General features: G+C 56.5%; 21 protein-coding genes. 19 read left to right on the forward strand and 2 right to left on the reverse strand.

Annotation, left to right across the window (positions count from 1 at the left end):
* Positions 1–25: 25 nt before the first annotated feature.
* A complete protein-coding gene (locus tag AC2D8O_RS01845; protein ID WP_484677074.1) occupies positions 26–1252 on the reverse strand; it encodes an ApeA N-terminal domain 1-containing protein in 1227 nt (408 codons plus the stop codon).
* A gap of 183 nt (positions 1253–1435) precedes the next feature.
* On the opposite strand from AC2D8O_RS01845, the gene AC2D8O_RS01850 reads away from it, so the two are divergent.
* From AC2D8O_RS01850 to AC2D8O_RS01920, 15 genes are all read left to right on the forward strand, one after another.
* A complete protein-coding gene (locus AC2D8O_RS01850; protein WP_484677075.1) occupies positions 1436–3829 on the forward strand; it encodes a TonB-dependent receptor in 2394 nt (797 codons plus the stop codon).
* A 23-nt stretch (positions 3830–3852) separates the two neighbouring features.
* Positions 3853–4974 (forward strand): sensor histidine kinase, encoded by a 1122-nt coding sequence (locus AC2D8O_RS01855; protein ID WP_484677076.1) that lies wholly within the window; start codon positions 3853–3855, stop codon positions 4972–4974.
* On the forward strand, positions 4971–5753 hold the full coding sequence (locus AC2D8O_RS01860; protein WP_484677077.1) for a LytR/AlgR family response regulator transcription factor: 783 nt from the start codon (positions 4971–4973) through the stop codon (positions 5751–5753). The genes AC2D8O_RS01855 and AC2D8O_RS01860 overlap by 4 nt, the downstream gene beginning before the upstream one ends.
* Before the next feature lie 358 nt (positions 5754–6111).
* Positions 6112–6645, forward strand: coding sequence for a cupin domain-containing protein (locus AC2D8O_RS01865; protein ID WP_484677078.1), 534 nt, complete (start codon positions 6112–6114; stop codon positions 6643–6645).
* A gap of 25 nt (positions 6646–6670) precedes the next feature.
* Positions 6671–7210 (forward strand): hypothetical protein, encoded by a 540-nt coding sequence (locus AC2D8O_RS01870; protein WP_484677079.1) that lies wholly within the window; start codon positions 6671–6673, stop codon positions 7208–7210.
* A 71-nt stretch (positions 7211–7281) separates the two neighbouring features.
* Complete coding sequence (locus AC2D8O_RS01875; RefSeq protein ID WP_484677080.1) at positions 7282–7470, forward strand: hypothetical protein; 189 nt, start codon at positions 7282–7284, stop codon at positions 7468–7470.
* Positions 7467–7730, forward strand: a complete 264-nt coding sequence (locus AC2D8O_RS01880) for a hypothetical protein (protein WP_484677081.1) — start codon at positions 7467–7469, stop codon at positions 7728–7730. Before AC2D8O_RS01875 ends, AC2D8O_RS01880 begins: the two co-directional genes overlap by 4 nt.
* Before the next feature lie 77 nt (positions 7731–7807).
* Positions 7808–8812, forward strand: a complete 1005-nt coding sequence (locus tag AC2D8O_RS01885; protein ID WP_484677082.1) for a M48 family metallopeptidase — start codon at positions 7808–7810, stop codon at positions 8810–8812.
* A 102-nt stretch (positions 8813–8914) separates the two neighbouring features.
* On the forward strand, positions 8915–9907 hold the full coding sequence (locus tag AC2D8O_RS01890; protein ID WP_484677083.1) for a tetratricopeptide repeat protein: 993 nt from the start codon (positions 8915–8917) through the stop codon (positions 9905–9907).
* 108 nt (positions 9908–10015) lie between these two features.
* Positions 10016–10681: an LbetaH domain-containing protein gene (locus tag AC2D8O_RS01895; protein ID WP_484677084.1), complete on the forward strand. Its 666-nt coding sequence runs from the start codon at positions 10016–10018 to the stop codon at positions 10679–10681.
* A complete protein-coding gene (locus tag AC2D8O_RS01900; protein ID WP_484677085.1) occupies positions 10678–11802 on the forward strand; it encodes a tetratricopeptide repeat protein in 1125 nt (374 codons plus the stop codon). The genes AC2D8O_RS01895 and AC2D8O_RS01900 overlap by 4 nt, the downstream gene beginning before the upstream one ends.
* A gap of 83 nt (positions 11803–11885) precedes the next feature.
* The gene (locus AC2D8O_RS01905) at positions 11886–12794 is read left to right on the forward strand and encodes a TIGR01777 family oxidoreductase (protein WP_484677086.1); all 909 of its coding nucleotides are present in this window, start codon (positions 11886–11888) and stop codon (positions 12792–12794) included.
* An 11-nt stretch (positions 12795–12805) separates the two neighbouring features.
* On the forward strand, positions 12806–13471 hold the full coding sequence (locus tag AC2D8O_RS01910) for a cation efflux transmembrane domain-containing protein (RefSeq protein ID WP_484677087.1): 666 nt from the start codon (positions 12806–12808) through the stop codon (positions 13469–13471).
* Between the two features lie 39 nt (positions 13472–13510).
* Entirely contained in the window at positions 13511–14146 is a 636-nt protein-coding gene (locus tag AC2D8O_RS01915; protein ID WP_484677088.1) for an ABC transporter ATP-binding protein, read from the forward strand.
* Entirely contained in the window at positions 14143–15294 is a 1152-nt protein-coding gene (locus tag AC2D8O_RS01920; RefSeq protein WP_484677089.1) for a hypothetical protein, read from the forward strand. Before AC2D8O_RS01915 ends, AC2D8O_RS01920 begins: the two co-directional genes overlap by 4 nt.
* Here AC2D8O_RS01920 and rsfS read toward each other — a convergent pair.
* Positions 15282–15668 carry a ribosome silencing factor gene (rsfS, locus tag AC2D8O_RS01925; protein WP_484677090.1) on the reverse strand — a complete coding sequence of 129 codons (387 nt, stop codon included), beginning with the start codon at positions 15666–15668 and terminating at the stop codon, positions 15282–15284. The genes AC2D8O_RS01920 and rsfS overlap by 13 nt on opposite strands.
* A 95-nt stretch (positions 15669–15763) precedes the next feature.
* Here rsfS and AC2D8O_RS01930 point away from each other — a divergent pair, with 95 nt between their 5' ends.
* From AC2D8O_RS01930 to AC2D8O_RS01945, 4 genes are read left to right on the forward strand one after another with little or no spacing between them, the layout of a single operon-like run.
* On the forward strand, positions 15764–16540 hold the full coding sequence (locus AC2D8O_RS01930; protein WP_484677091.1) for a biotin--[acetyl-CoA-carboxylase] ligase: 777 nt from the start codon (positions 15764–15766) through the stop codon (positions 16538–16540).
* Entirely contained in the window at positions 16533–17327 is a 795-nt protein-coding gene (locus AC2D8O_RS01935) for a type III pantothenate kinase (RefSeq protein WP_484677092.1), read from the forward strand. The genes AC2D8O_RS01930 and AC2D8O_RS01935 overlap by 8 nt, the downstream gene beginning before the upstream one ends.
* Positions 17311–18615, forward strand: a complete 1305-nt coding sequence (gene bamG / locus AC2D8O_RS01940; protein WP_484677093.1) for a BamG family beta-barrel-assembly machinery protein — start codon at positions 17311–17313, stop codon at positions 18613–18615. Before AC2D8O_RS01935 ends, bamG begins: the two co-directional genes overlap by 17 nt.
* 44 nt (positions 18616–18659) lie before the next feature.
* On the forward strand, positions 18660–19454 hold the full coding sequence (locus tag AC2D8O_RS01945) for a lysophospholipid acyltransferase family protein (protein WP_484677094.1): 795 nt from the start codon (positions 18660–18662) through the stop codon (positions 19452–19454).
* Positions 19455–19471: the final 17 nt, after the last annotated feature.

Raw genomic sequence — 19471 nt, forward strand, 5'->3', positions numbered from 1 at the left:
GAAAGTTAGGGAACACTTTGCCTTGTTAACGAAGTCTGGGAGGCCCCGGATAGATTGTCATCTTAGTTAGAGCAGCACTTAAACGCTCTTTGGAAGCGCCAGCAGCACAAAGCAGCAACGCTCTTGCCAAATGGCAAATCTTCTGACCCGCTTCTTCATAGTTATAAGAGTCATCAAATCGCTCGCCCTTCTGCGGTCCACCATGCAGATATTCATTTCTGTATTTATATGCATCAATTTTCCATTCTTCATTTACAAATACATTTAGATAATCAGTTGCAATCGGCACAATCCCATCATCTTTAATTTTTTTCTTACTAAATTTAAATGAAAATTTTATAATGGATTCTAAAAGTATAAAACTTTCTCGAAAGAAGAATTGAGCAGACAGTTTCTGTAGATCTATCATGTCATAGAATACTTTATAAGTCCATGATTCAATTTCTTTATTCATCCAGTTCATGATAATAATTTCAAATTCGCTACTAAGTTCACTATACTTGAAATACAAACCTCTTGTGAGCAGAACATTTGACTCTACGTAAGCAGGCAAAAATTCGGCACTGTAGTAATCGTATTCATTCATGCCATCAAGCAACTGAATCCTATTTATGTTTGGTCTTTTGTACATAATAATAGAGAACAGCCATATAAGTCTCTTTAAATCGCTGTCAATCTTTGAAAAAGATACTGGCGTAGAGTAAACAAGTGACAGACAGGCAAACGAGTTAAATGATAAAGATGATCTATTCCACGATGTGATACTTGAAAGTTTAATAACAACGGTTAAATAGCTATCAATTTCTATTTCGTGTAGTATTCTATTTTTGACTTCAATGTGGTGTATATTATTCTCAAAATCTGCTATTTTCCTATCAATCAAGTTATGCCCAAGCCATTTGAATAAATCATCTGAAAAAATATTCACTATATTAAATGATCTGATTTCGTCACCAATAGGTACTGTTGTATAGACTGCTGACCTGAACTTAAATTTATATAACTTATATGAATAGTTACTGATTGAGTTTTGTCCATCATACATAACGCCATCATATAGGAAATACTTAATACCCTCTGCAACTCCTAGGAAATGATGGAAATCTAACTGCTTAGGATGTGGTAAGTCAAAATCCAATAACTCCAGGGTTACTTCCTGCTGTTCCGTTACAGTAAGTATTCCAAAATACCATTTTGCATCCGCTTGGCCGGATTCCTTCCATTGGCCTTTAACAACTCTTGGTTCAAGCATAGAACGTCAGCAATAAATGGTATCAACCCTCCGACCTGGGTGCGGGCGGGGCCATCATCCGAAAGTTAGGGATTTCGGTTCACCGGGGCTGTAGGCGGGTTGACCCCGTATTGGTGCTGTTCCACCCCGATTCTCCGGCGGGGCGCGGAGCATGTATGCAGGTTTGCAGCACACTTTCTACACATGACACGCTCACTCACACTCACTTTCCTCCTGTCGCTGGCGACGGGTACTGCGGCCTGGTCGCAGACGCCCGTTGCCCCTGCGGCAGTGGCACAGACACAGACACTGCGCGGCCGCGTGGTGGATGTCGCCACACAGCAGCCGTTGCCGGGTGCCTCCGTCCGGGTAGTTGGCACGGCGCTGGGTGTGCTGACCGACGAGACCGGCAGCTTCCGGCTGGCTGGGGTGCCTGTCGGGCGCCAGACCATCGCCATCGCCTACGTTGGCTATGAGACACAAAACATCCCGAACGTACTGATAACCACCGGCAAAGAGGCCGTACTGCCCATCGAGATGCAGGAGCAGGCCGTGCTGTCGGAGGCGGTAGTCATCAGCGCGAACGAGCGGCCCGACCTGCCGCAGAACGAGTTTGCCGCCACCAGCATCCGGGCCTTCAACGCCGAAGAGACCGGACGCTACGCGGGGTCGCGCAACGACGTAGCCCGTATGGCCACCAACTTCGCAGGCGTCAGCGGCGCCAACGACGCACGCAACGACATTATCGTGCGGGGCAACAGTCCGCTGGGGCTGCTGTGGCGGCTGGAAGGCGTGGACATTCCAAACCCCAACCACTTCTCTGGCATCGGCAACACAGGCGGGCCGGTGGGCATGCTCAACAACAACCTATTGGAGAAGAGCGACTTTCTGACGGGGGCGTTTCCGGCACAGTACGGCAATGCCCTGTCGGGAGTCTTTGACCTGCGGATGCGCGCCGGCAACAGCGAGAAGCGCGAGTTTCTGGGTCAGGTGGGCTTCAACGGCTTTGAGGTGGGTGCCGAGGGCCCGATCAACCGCGAAAAGCAGTCGAGCTACCTGGTAAACTACCGTTACAGTACCATCGCTGTGTTTCAGTCGCTGGGGCTACAGGTGGGCACTGGCACAGCAGTACCCTACTATCAGGATGGGGCGTTCAAGCTGAACTTCCCGCTTACCAAACTGGGGTCGTTCAGCATCTGGGGTATGGGAGGCGTGAGCAGCATAGACCTGCTGGACAGCGAGAACGACCCCAACGACCCGGATTCGGAGAACCTGTATGGCAACGGCGGCTTCGACAACCGTATAAAGAACGGCACCGCAGTGGGTGGGCTTACACACCGCTATTTCTTTGGCAGCCGCACGACGGGTACACTGAGCCTGACCTACAGCGCAACCTGGAACCGCTTCAGTCAGGACAGCCTGGACACCGACCGCAAGTTGTATCCCTATGCCGCCAATCGGCAGGTGAGTTCGCGGCTGGGTATCTACTACCGCCTGCTGCACAAGGTGAACGCCCGGAATACGCTCCAGTTCGGCCTGAGCGCCGACCGGCTGGGGCTGGACTATCAGGACAGCCTGTACCGTCGGAGTCTGGGCCGCTTTCAGCAGCTGCGCGACGTAAACAGCGGCGACTGGCTGAACCGGGGCTTCGTACAGTGGCAACACCGGTTTGGCGAGAAGGTAACACTGACCACTGGCCTCAGCGCCCTGCATTTTGCCCTTACACAGGACTTTGCGCTGGAACCCCGGGCTGGCATCCGCTGGCAGGCAACGCAACGGCTGGGGCTGACGGGTGCTTACGGCCTGCACCATCAGATACAGCCCCTGTGGGCCTACTACTTTGAGAGCGAAACCCCTGAAGGCCGTGTGCGCACCAACGCCGCACTCGACTTCACCCGCAGTCATCACTGGGTATTGGGCGCCGACTATCTGTTAGGTGAGAACACACGCCTGAAGCTGGAAGCCTATTACCAGCAGTTGGACCAGGTGCCAGTGCGCAGTGTTTCGGGGAGTTTCTCCATGCTGAACGTGGGCGCAGGCTTTGGCCCAGAAAACGAGGGCGGCCTGGTGAACAACGGCACTGGCTATAACTACGGCCTGGAGCTGACGCTGGAACGGACATTCAGCAGGGGGCTGTATTACCTGGTGAACGGCTCGTGGTACAACAGCCGCTACAAGGGCAGCGATGAGGTGGAACGCAGCACGGCTTTCGACAACACCTACATCGCCAATGTACTGGCGGGGAAAGAATGGAAGCTGACCCAACGCGCTGTTTTGACACTGGACACCAAGGTTACGGCGAGTGGTGGCCGCCGCTTTACGCCGGTAGACTTTGCCGCCAGTGCCGCCGCTGGCTACCAGATTCTGCGCGAAGACCTGGCTTTCAGCGAGCGCCTGCCCGACTACTTCCGCTGGGACGTGAAAATCGGCTGGCGCTTCAACGGCCGCAAAGCCACGCATGAATTCTCTGTGGACCTTCAGAATGTGACTGGCCGCCAGAACGCCTTTGTGCAGCAGTATGACCGTCTGCGCAACGAACTGGTAACGACCAACCAGATAGGCTTTCTGCCGATTCCGCAGTACCGGATTACCTTCTGAGGCCTGTAAACCAGTACCTTGCCATGATAACCAGCCGAAACATAGCCGTGGAAGTACTGGACCCTGCCACTCCGCTGACCCGACCCCTCCGCCGTGTGGGGCTGGGTCGGCTGCTGGGGCTGAACGAGCCGACGATGCGCCTGATTGGCATTCCGGTCATCGCCATCATCATCAGTGTGTTCGTGTGGCTGGACAAGAGTTGCCGTGATGCCTACCCGGTGGTACTGGCCTTTTCGATGCTGGCTACGCTGGGGCACTGGGAAGGCAACCGCCAGATTTTCTTCTACCTGAAACGACGCTACCCCAACTATGGCGATACCCGTCTGCGGCTGTTACTCCAGGGGGCGTACTCGCTGGTGTTTCTGTTCAGCTACAATCTGTTGGGTACCTGGCTGGAGTTTCAGCTGGCCGACCGCAGCTACATTGGGTTCTGGGAGTTGTATGTGCGCATGGTAGGCAAGAGCTTCATTCCAACACTGGTAGTCATGACCATGTACGAGGCAGCCTATACCTATATAGAGTGGAAAGAAAACCACCAGCGGGCCGAACGGCTGGAACGAACCTCGGCACTGAGCCAGCTGGAAGCCCTGAAACAGCAGGTAGATCCGCATTTTCTGTTCAACAGCCTGAACACGCTGGCGGCGCTGATTGGTGAGAACCCACAGGCACAGCAGTTTCTGGACCAGCTGAGCGATGTGTATCGTTATGTGCTGCTGTCAAAAGACCGGGCCTTGGTGCCACTGGCCGAGGAAATGGCCTTCGTGGAGTCGTACATCTACCTGAACAAGATTCGCCACCGTGACAATGTCCAATTCCGGGTGCAACTGCCGCCCCATGCTGGGGGCTGGGTGCCGCCGCTGGCCGTGCAGGTGTTGGTGGAAAATGCGCTGAAACACAACGCCATCAGTGCCGATGCGCCGCTGGAAGTGGAAATCTGGCAGCCGACACCCAACAGTGTAGCTGTTCGGAACCGCCGCCAGAAGCGACTTCACCTGATGCCCAGCACAGGACAGGGGCTGTCGAACCTGGTAAACCGTTATGCCCTGGTGACTCCACGACCCGTGGAGATACACGCACGTGAAGAAAGCTTTGAAGTGGTGCTGCCACTGCTGGAGCAGGACACGCTAACAGCAGTAAGGGCATGAAAGCCGTCATTGTGGAAGACGAGTTTCCTGCGGCGGAACGGCTGCAACAGCTGCTGAAACCGTATACAGAGGTTTCGGTGGCGGCCGTGTTGGGCAGTGTGGCCCAGGCTGTCCGCTGGTTTGAGCAGGAAGGGGAGCCAGACCTGGTATTTTCTGACATTCAGCTGGGCGATGGCCTAAGCTTTGAGATTTACGAGCGGGTGGCGCTGAAGAGCCCCATCGTCTTCACCACCAGCTACGACGAGTATGCGCTGCGGGCCTTTCGGCTGCACAGCCTCGACTACCTGCTGAAGCCCATCAAACCAGCCGAGCTGGAGCGGGCGCTGGACAAATATGGCCAATGGCGCGGACAGAGTGCCGCCGCACAACGGCAGCAGCAGCAGGTGCAGTTTGAGCAGATGCAGGCGCTGATGGCCGACATGACGCGCCAGGGCAGCCGCTACCGCCAGCGGTTTCTGGTAGAAACGGCGGAACAGTTGGTGCCTGTGCATGTATCGGAGATTGCGTATTTCCTCACGGCGCACGAACTGGTGTATCTGGTGCGGCAGGATGGGCGGCGCTTTATCGTAGCCCACACACTGGAACAACTGGAAAACCTGCTGAACCCGGATGAGTTCTTCCGGCTGAACCGTCAGGTGATTGCCCGCGCCACGGCACTGGGCAAGCTGAGCGCCGCCTTGGGCGGCCGCCTGAAAGTGCAGCTGGAGCCTGCCAGCACAGAAGAGGTGATGGTATCGCGCGAGCGGGCCGGCCTGCTGAAGCAGTGGCTTGAGCGGTAAGGGGGGACATACAAAACGTCAAGTCCTTTCGAAGGCTGGCGCACTTCTTCCTGCGCTGCCTTTGAGGCGGCTTTGCGGCACGGCTGCGGTTGGGCAATCGCCTGGCACGACAAGAAAAAACGACTGGGTGCAGTTTGGAGAGTCGCTGAAAAACAGGTTGACCGCAGCCTCGGACCTTAGAACCACGAGGGGGCATGGGACCCAAAGTGTTTAAAACTGGCAATGTTTTTGCTGTTCAACTGACGGAACCTACATCTCGACCCTGTATTTTGTATAAATAAGACATTTTAAGGCTTATCGGAACTGCTTTACGCTTTCTTTGCGGCAGCCTGTTTTTCCTGCCGCATCTTCCCAGCGTATGACTCCCCTGACCCCTGCGCCCCTTTCGGTGACCGAATGGGTGGAGCGTCTGCAATTGCAGCCCCATCCCGAAGGCGGCTACTATCGTGAAACCTACCGGAGCGAGGAAACCCTGTCAGAAGACGGGCTGCCATTGCGGTACAAGGGTGCCCGCACTTTTGGCACGTGCATCTACTTTCTGCTGACCGGCGACAGCTTCAGTGCCTTCCACAAGCTGGAGAGCGACGAAATGTGGCACTGGTATGCCGGGCAACCCCTGAAGGTGCATGTGCTGCACCCCAACGGCCAGTATGAACTGCTGAACCTTGGACCTAATGGCCGGCAGGGCCAACAGTTTCAGGGGCTGGTACACCACGGCTGCTGGTTTGCGGCTGAGGTGGAAGGCAGCAATGGCGATGCAGCGGCATATTCGCTGTGCGGCAACACGGTGTGTCCTGGCTTTGAATTTGAGGACTTTCTGATGGCCGACCCCCAGATGCTGGTGGCCAGCTATCCGCAGCACGAAGCCCTGATTCGTCGCCTTACCCGCTAGTGGCCAAACGTCCTATCTTTAGGGTATGGACTACCAACTGAACGAGTGGAGCCGTCTGTCGCTGCCTGGCGAGGTGGAATGGGTGGCTACCGGAATGGGTGGGCGCACACTGTTGTTACAGCAACAGGGCAGCACCTATGCCGCGCTGAACAAACCGAAATGGTTTTCACGCAACTGGCAGCTGACAAGCCTCGCAGGCGAGCTGGAGTACAAATACAGTGGCTGGTTTCGGCCGGACGTAGAGGTGTACGACCGCCGGACAGGTACGCTGATGGCCTGGACGAAGACGCCGTTCTTCGGCAAAATGAAGCTGTATCTGGCCAGTGGCACCGAAATGCGCTTTCTGACAAAATCGGGTTTCCTGACCGATGGGCTGACCCTGTGGAAAGGGCAGTCGGACAAGGTTGCAGTGGTGAAGAGCAAATTCAGTTGGCTGAAACTGAAGGTAGGCATCATCCTTACCGGAGCCGGACTGACCGAAGAAGAGCGCACTACTTACGGTCCGGCCTTGCTTGGGCTGATGGTGATGGCTGTGCTGATACGGATGCAGCAGCGTAGGCAGTAACCCTGCTGGGCTGTATTTGTGAGCAACGGTCCTTTTAGGGCAGAACACCTGCGTATGCACATGGACCGGCTATGTTTGAGGCCATTATGGATGCCGAGACCCTTTCGATTCTGGATGAGCTGCCCCGAAAACACTATGAGTGGCGGGCTGCCAACTTTGGTGGCACGACGATAGAGCTCTACAGTCTGCTGCACGAGGAGTCTATCGCAACCATGCAGAAACAGAAGGGCTGGCCCAAACGCAGACAAGGTTCTGGATGAAAACGCACCTGACACTGGCTGATGGCCGGGCAATGCGGTGTCTGAGGAACCACCCGGATGAAGCGCTGCAATTGGGTCTGTGGCAAGGGCAGCATGAACAGCTGGACGGCATTTCCAACGCCTGGACACTGACACGCTTTGGCGCAGTAAGCTCTATCCTGTCAGCCGACCCCATCCTGAGCCCCAGCCGCGACACCCTGCTGCTGCTGGGTATGCTGTTGCACGTGATGCTGATCAAAACTTATCAACGGGCGCTCTAGGCACTGACGGCGGCAGCTTCAAAAAGGCGTAGCTTGAGAGAAGCAACCTTCGACCGCAACGCAATGTCTTTCAGCTGATGTTACAGGCCAACGTTACTTTTCCGAATATCTCGCCGCGGGCGTGGGAACACCCCGCCGACCGTGCGGCGCTGAGGAGTCTGCGCAGTGTGCCAGGCTTTGACACCACGCTCCGGTGGTTTGTCGGCAACACCACAGAGCGCTCGTTGCGCCTGCTGTTTCTGGCCAGCTCGGTGCGGGTAAACGAACGGCAGTTTCCGCGTGTGTATGAACTGACCCAACAGGTATGCCGCATTCTGGACGTGAAAGAAATGCCAGAGGTGTATATCGTCAACAATCCGACGCTGAACGCAGCTGCCTGGGGCGTAGACAAACCTTTCATCACGCTGAACTCGGCGCTGGTGTCCAGTCTCAGCGACGAGGAACTGGCGGGGGTTATTGGCCACGAGGTGGGCCATATCCTGTCGGGCCACGTGCTGTACAAGACGCTGCTGCGCGTGCTCATCATGGCCACGCAGATGATTGCCGCCATTCCGCTAACGGGCCTGGCGCTCTATGCCGTGATAGCTGCCCTCAAGGAGTGGGACCGCAAGAGCGAGCTCTCGGCCGACCGCGCAGAACTGCTCGTGACGCAGAACCTGCAACAGAGCATCCACACTCACATGAAGCTGGCCGGCGGCCCGCAGCTGGACCAGATGTCGATGGAAGAGTTTCTGAAGCAGGCCGAGGAATACGAGGCTATCAACTCTACTGCCGACAACTTCTACAAGACGCTGAACCTGCTGTGGCAATCGCACCCGTTTGTGGTGCACCGGGTGGGTGAACTGAAACGCTGGGTAGAGAGCGGTGCGTATCAGGAGATCCTGAACGGCAACTATCCCACAGGCGGTAGCGACGGCTTTGATGAGATGAAGCGCGACTTCAGTGAGGCCTCTGAGGGCTACCGCGATGACCTGCGCAACACCACCAAGCCAATAGAAGACCTGCTGAAAGACGCAGGCAAGGTGGCCGAGGAAGCCGCCGACAAAGCCAAGGATTTCCTCCGGGGCATCTTCAAGAACTGAGGCGATGCTCTGTCACGCATACGCAGCCTCCTTCGGGAGGCTGTTGTGTTTTTACGTCAGTTGGGGTATGGTATTTGCTGCGACAGGTGTGTAGCATTGTATATGGTGAACCGTAACTTACTGATCCGGCTGTGCCTGCTGTTGGCACTGGCTGCATCGCCCGCCCTGCTGATGGCCCAAACTGCCACAGATTATATCAACCAAGGCATTGCCCTGCACGACAAGGGCCAGTATGATGCTGCCATAGAGCAGTATCGCCTGGCACTTCAACTGGAACCCAACAACACCTGGGCACAATACGAAATCTGCCTGTCTTACTTCGAACAGGAGGAATACGCCATCGTCATCAGCAAAGCTGAGAAACTGCTGAAGGTTAAGGGTGACATCGGCACGAAAGCCGTATGGCTCTATGCGGCATCACTTGACTACACGGAAGAGCCTCAGCGGGCACTGGACGCATTGGAAGTTCGCCTGAAAGAAGAGGGCTCTAAGGGGCAGGGCCTGCTCTTCCGCACCAAAGCCATCGTACTGCAACGACTCCAGCGTTATATCGAAGCGCAGCGCGCCGCGTTGGAAGGGGTAGCGCTGGAGCCGCAGAATGGCGCCATGATTCAGCTGGCAGGCGGCAGCGCCTTTCTCGACGAACGGCTGATAGAGGGCGTGCTTTGCTATCCCCTCTATCTGGCCTACAGCGAACGCACCACGCGCACCGAGGGTCACAGCAAACACCTGTCAGGCTGGATATTGCAGGTAGCAGCCTACAGCCAGGCAACTGACGACCGCAGCTTTACCCTCAGTGAGAAAAAAGCCTTTGAAGGCCAAGCCGAGCCAGCCAACCCGCAGGTAGCAGATGCCGCCAAGGCCTTCGAGCAGTTGATGCTCCGCATACAGAAACAGCAGCAGCAGCGCGGCACCTTTGGGCCAATGGATGCCATCATCGACCGACTGGTGGTGATCCAGAACGCTGGCCTCAGCCAGACACTAGTCTACTACGCCTCGCGCTTTCGCGAAGATCCTGCTGTTACTGCGTGGCTGACGGCTAATGACGCCAAGGTAAAAGCCCTGGAGAAACTGCTGGGCAAAGGCCAGCAGTGAGATCTGACAATGAAAAGACCCTGTAAGAGCTGCCTATGGGCGGCTCTTTCTTTTTGGTATGGGTGAAACAACACACGAAACCGCAGGGGAATGCGTTACTTGTACCCTATGAGCGCAAACGAGCAACCTTTACCCGCAGTAATCATTGGTACGGGTGCCAGTGCCCGGCTGGCCGCAGAAGCCCTGGCTGCCCAGGGGCGCACTGTCTATGGCTTTCTCCAGACGGAGAAAGGTGCCAAGACTACTGAAGAACTGAACGACTTTCCGGTACTGGGGGCTGTCACCGATGCCGCCTACCAGAAAATGCTGAAGAACGAAAAGCTGGACTATGTGCTGGGCGAAAGCGAAGGCAGCGCCCGCAAAGCCCTTCAGGCCAAGCTCTTTGACCTGACCAAGCGCCTGCCGCTGACCGTGGTACACCCTCAGGCCTGGGTATCACCCCATGCCGACGTAGCAGCTGGTGTATTCATAGGTGCTGGCTGTGTGGTGTCGCCCAACAGCCAGGTAGACCAGGGTGCGTGGCTGGCCGCTGGCACACTGGTAGACACCGACGCCCACATTGGCGAGTTTGCCACGCTGGGCATTGGCTGCAAAGTGGGGGCGAGTGCCCGCCTTGAGGCCGACGTCATGCTGGGTGTGGGCGTAAGCGTTATGGGCAAAGTAGTGATTGGCAAGGGCGCACAGGTGGGAGCGGGCAGTGCCGTACTCCGTGCCATCCCTGCCGGCAAAACAGCCTTTGGGGTGCCTGCCGAACTTATCGCCGCAGGCAAATGAACCGCCAGGCGCTGCTCATGGAGACTGGCCTACCGGAAGAGTGGTATGCCCGCAACGAGCACGCAATCCTCTACGGACTGGAAGATGCCAGCCTGGATGTGCTGGCCGACACCTATCCTGAATCTCAGTACCTCGGCTGGGACGATGTGCAGTGGTACTGCTCGGCGCGGGAGCTGGGCGAAGCCATGGCCGTACTGGCGCATTTTCCAGGGCCATCAGGCAGCTATTGGCACCTGTTGGCACATGCCGCCGTGGCTGCCGCAGATACCGGTGCCGGAAAAGAAGGACAGATAACCGCTCTGGACGGCTTTGCACGCGCTGAAAAGCTGGCAGCCGAGATGGTAACCTGGCACCTCTTCTATTTCAGGGCCTATACCTACGCTGCGATGGGACAGTTTGAAGAAGCCTGGCGCGATGCCCAGCGTGCCCTTCTGTTCGACTCCGAGGCCCCCCTGCTGCGCATGGCGGCAGGTGAGTTCGCCATCCACACCGACCGTTTTGAAGAAGCCGAGAGTGCACTTGCGTTTGAAGCCCCTGCGGGCCTGGCCGGCCTGCACCTGTACCTGCGGGCCCAACTGGCCTGGCGACAGCTGAACGACGCGCAGGCACTGGAACTGTGCCGGGATGGCCTGGCCCTGAACCCCAAAGACATGGAAGCCCGTACGCTTCTGCTGAAAGTGCTGCTGGACAGCGAACAGTACGCCCAGCTGGAAGCCGAACTGGAAGCTATACCGGAAGGTGGGCTCGACGCCGAATCGTTACAGATGTTCCGAGCACTGGCCGCCAGCCGACAGGGACGGTGGCTTGAGGCCGAACAACTGATGAGTGCGCTGGAGCGCATTCACCAGGAAAAGGAATCGGCGGCGGAGTACGCTTTGGTGCTGCTGGAGCTGGACCAGCATGGTGCTGCCGTGGAGCACCTGATGCGGGTGCGTCATACTGGCAGTGGCGACAGCCTGCTGCTGGACTGTCTGCTCATCTGCGCATTGCACCTCTCGGGCAACTCGCAGCTGGCCTACGATCTCACCAACGAATACCGCAAGACCACAGGAGAGGAAGGTATGCGGCTGTTATGGGAGTGGTTCACGTATTTTGACCTTACCGGGCTATCGCCCAACTGAGGTAGACAACGCCGCTAAAACAGCCACGGAATGAACCAAATGCCAGCCAATTGTGTCTGGCTGAAGTCGGGGACACAGAAGCCATGCACATACTTATTACCGGTGGAACAGGTTTGGTAGGGTCGCACCTGGTGCCAGCATTGCTGGCCGACGGCCATCGCGTGACCGTAATGGTGCGCAAAGCGGGCCCAGCCAGCACCTTGCCAAATCTCAGCTATGTTGTCTACGAGACCAACAGCAACATTCCTGACTCTGTAGGTGTGGTGGATGGTGTTATCAATCTGGCGGGGGTAGGCATTGCCGACCAGCGCTGGACACCTGAGTACAAACAGCAGATACTGAAGAGCCGTGTAGACGTAACCATGGCGTGTGTACGATATATACGCCAGCAGAGTGAACGTGGATCATCGCCCTCGGTTTTTGTATCAGCCAGCGCAGTAGGCATTTATGGCACGGCTTACACAAGGCCTGTAACCGAACAGGATGCACCGGGCAATGATTTTCTGGCGCTGGTAGGCAAACGATGGGAGGCCGCAGCAGCTGATGCAGGTATCCGTACGGTCATAACACGCTTCGGCGTGATACTGGCCAACAACGGCGGGGCATTTCCCAAACTGCTGGCACCCTTCAAATTCTATGCAGGCGGTTACATCGGCGATGGCAAGCAGGGCTTTCCCTGGGTGCACATAGATGACGTGGTGGGCCTGATTCGCCATGCCCTCACACACTCTGAAGTGAAGGGAGTGATGAATGTAACGGCACCCGAACTGCACACCAACGCCAGTTTTGGCCGTGTGGTGGGCAAGGTACTGGACAAACCATCGGGCCTTCCAGTGCCTGGTTTTGTAGTGAAAACCATGATGGGTGAAAGCGCAATGTTGGTGTTGGAAGGCCAACAGGTACTGCCCACCGTTGCGCAGACAACGGGCTATTCTTTTGTGTACCCTACCGCTGAGGCTGCGGTGCGGAATCTGGTAGCTGAGCAGGTGTGACGGAGGGGAGTATGGAGCAACGCATAACCGAAGGCCTTTCGCGTGACCAGCTGTATCGCCGGGCGCTTGCGCTGGCTACCTTCACGATACTCTACAATCTGGTGGAAGGCATCGCCAGCACCTGGCTGGGGATGAAGGATGAAGAATATGCACTGTTTGGCTTCGGGCTGGACAGTTTCATCGAGCTGATTTCCGGACTGGGCGTAGCGGTGATGGTGGTGCGCATACAGCAGCACCCCCGCAGCGAACACACGCAGTTCGAAAAGCAGGCCCTTCAGATTACCGGATTCAGCTTCTACATGCTGGTGATTGGCCTGTTGCTGTCGGCCGGTTGGGCTTTCTACACAGGGCATAAGCCCCAAACCACGCAAGCGGGTGTTATCATCTCTCTCGTATCGCTGGCCATTATGGGCTGGATGATCTGGTACAAAATACGCATCGCAAAAGCTCTGGATTCGGCCCCACTCCTGGCCGATGCCCACTGTACCCGCGTATGCATGTATATGTCGGGCGTACTGCTGCTCTCGGCTGGCATTCATGAACTTACACAGTTTGCCTACGCCGATGCGCTGGGGGCATTAGGGCTGGCCTGGTTCAGCTGGAGCGAGGGCCGCGAATGTTTTGCCAAAGCCAAAGGCATGGGCTGCAACTGCGCAAACGGCCGTTGCAAAAGCTGATACGTTCAGTTTGCTGCTGACCTCTTTCTATCTTGGGAGATGCAATCGTTGCCTCTCCGCCTGCATGCGTACCGTGTAAGCTATACCGGCGCCACGCAGCCTGTAATAGATCTTCCGAGGCTGGTGCTGGAGCCAGGAGCTGTGCAGCTGGTAGGGCCAAACGGTGCCGGCAAAAGCACGCTGTTAAAGTCACTTTGTGGCATCGAACCGCATACAGGCAGCATTTTCCATGGCGAAACGGAACTGAAGGGAACGGCTCTGCGGCGCACGTTTGCGCTGGCCGAAGCCGATCCGGTGTTTCCGTGGTTCAGCCGTGGCCATGAGGTACTGAGGTATGTGGCCGCTATTCGGGGGGCTGCTGAAGCGCAGTGCCACCAACTTACCGAGGCACTGGGCATGGAGCACTGGATAGAGAATCCGGTAGACACCTACAGCACAGGTATGCGCAAACGCCTTGCATTGGCCACAGCCTTTCTGGGGCCACAGCCCTGGCTGCTGCTGGACGAGCCCTTTAACGGACTTGACACCGATGGCCAGGCACGACTGCTTCGGCTCGTTGTTCAAGGCATGGAACAGGGCAGAGCCTTTGTGGTATCGCTGCACCCGGATGGACGCACTGAGTTGCCGTTCACGCAAACAGTGGCGCTGGAACGAACCTTGGTAAGCTGCGCATGAGGGGCCTGTTCCATGCTTCGCTGATTCTGGTCCGCACCATTGGGCGCTATTACTACCACCGTGCCGCCCAGCTTCTGCTCTGGGCTGTCATGCTTCTGGTACTTATAGTTCGGCCGCCCTCTTATGTGCTTTCAGCAGGCTTCGCACAGCAACTTGCTTTTAAGCCTGTCTATTATGCCTTTATGCTGTGCGCTATCAACCTCTGGACACTTAATTTTATTCTGTTTCTGCGTGTACAGGGTAGCCAACAAGCGTGTTGGCAGTGGCGCTGCGTCGATTTACTGCCCACGGCAAAGCGCTTTCTGCTGGTAATGCCACTGGTGCTGGTGGCACTTGCGCCCGCTCTTCTATATCAGTTTGTCTTACTCTACCATTTTGTGAGTATGGGTGCCGGGGTGGGGGTGGGCCTTACGCTAACATCTTTTGTGCTGAGTACAGTCTTGACCACGGTAACAGCTCAATGGACCTTCTCTGGACACAGGAGTGTGCTGTCAAACTGGCCGACCCTGACAAAACTGACAAATGCTCTACGAAAATCTGCACAAAAAGCCTTGGTAAACAAACATTACCAGTACTACTGGGGAGTTTGGATACTGAACAAAATGCCCTTGCATTTTGCCATCATGAAGTCGCTCAGCCTCGTTGTACTGGGCCTCTGCCTGGAGGCACTGGCCAGCGGACGCTATCAGGCAAATCTGCTGATGGTGGGCATGTGCCTGGGGGTGGCACTGCAACTGCTGGTAGTGAAAGCACTCTTCCAGTGGACCGAGCGCGACCAGACACTTTACCGCCAGTTGCCCTTCACCTGGGTTCAGCTGGCCCTGCGCCGATGGGCAGGCATGGCAGCCCTGCTGCTGCCCGAAGCCTTGCTGGTGCTGACTGGGGGTGAGCTATGGCTGGGGATCAGTGCCTGGGCCCTTGGGACAGGGATTCTGTACGCAATCTACCTTTCGCCCTTTGCACGGATACCTGCCAACAACCTGATGGGGCGCCTGTATGTAGGTTACATCCTGATGATACTGAGCCTTACGGCTGGGCTTCCAGGCTGGGTAATTGCAGTGGGAGCCACTGCAACCGGGACCTTACTGCTCTGGCGTGGTTACGATCGGTTTTCCCCAGTTGGGCAGTCTGAAAATTATTCGGCGTGACGCACGGTTTCAGCGTCGCCCCACAGTTCTTCCAGACCATAGAACTCACGCACGCGAGGCAGGAAGATGTGTACCACTACGTTGATGTAGTCCATCAGCACCCATTCGCCGCGCTGGGCACCTTCAATATGCCAGGGCTTCTCATTAAGGGTCTTGCGAACGTGATCTTCAATCTCATCTGCAATGGCCTGGCTCTGGCGGTCAGAGCCCGAGGAGCAGATGACGAAGTAGTCGGTAGCGGAGTTGCCAATGGCACCAACGTGCATAATGGCTATGTCCACGCCCTTTTTCTCACGGATGGCATGTACAATCTGGTCTACGAGGACGAGAGCCTCGGTAGTGGGTTTCGGCTTACGGGCGGCGGTCTTGGACATTCGGTCGAGGGTGCTTGGGCAAAAAGAAGATGCGTTCTGTTGCCGAAGCAGCCTGCAAATATACCAACTTGCTGTGAGAGACACACACAGCTGGCATGCACATTCCCCTTGGAAGTCAACGTATTGAATTGGAACAGGTTGGGAGTACCAACGCCTGGCTGTCGGAATACGTCCAGCAAGCGCATGCGGCAGGTGACACGGTACCCGAGGGACTGACGGTAACAGCCAACGACCAGACCGCAGGCCGGGGGCAGCGCGGAAACCAGTGGCTTACCGAACCCGGTGCCAACCTCACGTTTTCCCTGCTGCTGCATCCCAGCGGCCTTCCCGCCAGCAAAGCCTTTGTGCTGAACAAACTGGTGGCGCTGTCGGTGCTGGAAGCTTTGGACGGCCTGATGCCACCCGATATCACACTGTGCCTCAAGTGGCCCAACGACCTGGTGGCGATGGGCCGAAAATTCTGCGGCATGCTTATCGAGAACCAGATCAGCGCTGGAATGGTGGAAACCAGCATTGTAGGTATTGGCCTCAATGTAAACCAGCAGCACTTTGGAAAAGAATACACCGGCAAGGTGACCTCGCTGGCCCGGCTCACAGGGCGGCAGTGGCCGTTGGAGCCCGTGCTGAAAGCAGTATTAGATCAAATGGACCTCCGTTACCGCCGTCTGAGCCATAGCCATGCCCAGGCATTGCCCGAACTGGACCGTGCCTATCTGCAGCGCATGTGGCGCTACCAGGAATGGGCCAGCTATGAAACCGATGACGGTCGACTGGAAGCGATGATCGTGGGCGTAAACCCTGAAGGCAAACTGGCCCTGCAACAGAATGACCGCGTGCTGTATTATGATCTGAAGGAGGTGCGGTTTGTCTGACACCCCTCTCCACAACCTGCTGATACTTGACATTGGCAACACACGCGCCAAAGCTGCCTTCAGCACTGCCGGCGGAATAACGCAGACACTGGCACTGACCGAACCCGAAACGGCCATTCTGACACTGGAAACGTGGTTGCTGAGCCAGCCGGTGGCTGGCATTGGCTATGTAGCCAGTGGTGCCGAGCAGCACCCGCTGATGCAGTGGGTACAGCGGCAGGCTCTACCCACCCAGCGCATACTGGGCACCACCCCGGGGGTCATTGCCAACCGGTATGCCACGCCACAAACCCTGGGGGCCGACCGCTGGGCAGCAGCCAATGCCGCCTGGCACCGCTGTCGTACCGATGTGCTGGTAATAGATGCAGGCACTGCTGTCACATTTGAGTATGTCACGGCCATCAATGGGTACATGGGTGGGGCCATATCGCCGGGTATCCGCATGCGGTACGAGGCCCTGCACCGCTACACGGCGCGGCTGCCACTACTGCCCATGGAAGAAAAGACCGACTGGGACTGGATAGGCGACCGCACCGAAACAGCCCTTCGCAGTGGGGTGGAAAATGGCCTTGTCGCTGAAATCGTGGGCAGAATTGGCTACTATGCCGCCTCGGCTGCGACAGACACTTTAACAGTTTTCCTGACGGGTGGGGATGCCCGCCGCTTTGAAAATCACCTCCGAAGCACGACATTTGCCCACAGCGTACACCTGCATTCCGTCCCGACTCTGGTATTGGAAGGCATAGACCTGCTTACGCGTCACCATCTGCATGTCCAACCGAATTAAGCGCCTGATTGGCCTTACGCTGGGAGCCGTTGCTTTCGCTCCTGTTTTTCAGGCACAGGCCCAGAATACCACCAACCCCTATTCTGCCTACGGAATCGGCGAACTGTCTGACCAGGCATTCTCGCGCAACGCTGGTATGGCGGGCATCGGTATCGCTACTACCGACCTTACCAGTTTCAACCGCCTGAACCCGGCCAACCTGTCCGACATCGTACTGACTACGATCGACTTCACCGGTTTCTACAGCGTGGGCTCCATCCAGCAGGACAACATCAAGCAGGCCCGTCGGTTTGGTGGCATTCAGGGTTTGTCGTTCGCCTTCCCAACACGCAAGAAACTGCGGCTGGGTTTTGGTATCGCGCCACTCAGCTCAGTGGGCTATGACTTCGGCGTGGTTCGCGACGTTGCCACAGGGTCCACCACCACCTCGTTCGTTTCCACCGTCCGCAGTGAAGGGGGCATCAGCGAAGTGTTTGGCACCGCCGCACAGAAGTTCATGAACGGACATCTGGCCGTTGGCGTTTCCGCGGGTGTGCTCTTCGGTACACAGAATGCACAATTCACTACGGGCTTTCAAGACGGCAGTAGCGTCGTTACCATTCGGGATGAGCGCAGCCTTACAGGCTTCCGCGGCTCCATTGGCGTAACATGGCAGGATACCCTCCGCAAAGTTGGCCCACGCAATATTTGGCTATGGAAAGCCGGTATGGTATACCGTACCACAGCCAATCTCAATGGCCAACAGCGTATTCTCACCAATCCCTCTTCCAAAGCGGGCGCTACCGCCGACCAGTTCGACACCCTGGCCACCAACCGCCTGGAACGCATTGTGGTGCCCGGGACCTTGGGCATTGGTTTTGGTGTGGAGCAACTGAACAAGCTGAGCATGGGGGTAGATTTTACCTATGCCGACTGGAGCGGCCTCAGCTACAACCGCCTCAACAGCACACCCAAGTCGCAGTTTCAGGTAAAGCTGGGGGTTGAGTACACCCCAGACATTTACTCGGCCAAATATCTGAAGCGTGTCGCCTACCGCGCCGGTGTAAAATACGACAGCGGCTATCTTCGCTTGAACGATACCAATGGCGGCCTGCAGAACATCCCTGGCTATTCCGTGACGGCTGGCCTGGGTCTGCCGCTCAACCGTAATTACTCGAAAGTGAACCTTGGCGTTGCCTATGGTCTGCGGGGCAGCAATGCACCCGGCCTTATTCAGGAAACCACCTTTCAGGTGTTTCTGGGTATCAACTTCAACGAACTTTGGTTCATCAAGCGGGTATACGAATAGGCCTTTCTTATTCCTGACGGCAGCGATGCTGTCTTCCTGCTGACGTGTCTCCAGTACCGCCTGCTGCTGACGGTAAACCCGCACCAGCCACCCACACAGGTGGTATATGGCTGGTTCTCCGCAGAGTATGGTCACTTTGGATAGCCCTGTTTTTCTGGGGCTTCTACCTGGCGCTGTTTCCGTTCTATTGGCTCTGCCTGCGCAAACCCACGAGATGGGGCCACCGTATGGCCCATATACTCAATATCGTGTGGGGAGCCGTACTGTTGGGAGTGGGCCTGATGCCTGTGCGCAGGCAGTTTGCTCAGCCCTTGCGGGAAGAAGATGGGCCATATGTCTTTGTTGCCAACCATCGCAGCTATCTCGATATCCCGGTGTGCCACGTGGCGCTGCTGAGGCAGTTTCGGTTTCTGGCAAAAGCGGAGCTGGCGCGGTTGCCCCTCTTTGGGTACATGTACAGCCGGCTCCATGTGCTGGTCAACCGACAGGACCGGCTGTCGAGTGCCAGGGCTGTACTGAAAGCCGAAGCCCTGTTGGAGCAGGGCGTCTCGCTGTTCATCTTCCCGGAAGGCACAACCCAACGCAATGACGGCGAACTGCTGGGCAGCTTCAAGGATGGGGCCTTTCTGCTGGCCATCAACACCCAGCGCCCGATTGTCCCGATCACACTGTTGCAAACCGATGTGGCACTGCCAGCCGATAACCGCTTTCTGCCACGTCCGACGCGCATTCTGGTGAAAGTGGGCAAACCCGTGCACACCACAGGACTCACTACAGCCGACGTACCCCTGCTGCGCGAGCAGGTTCGCGCTGAAATCCTGCGTACTTTTACTTCCTGACATTCTCTTTCTCCTGC

Source organism: Pontibacter sp. T17 (assembly GCF_057219875.1).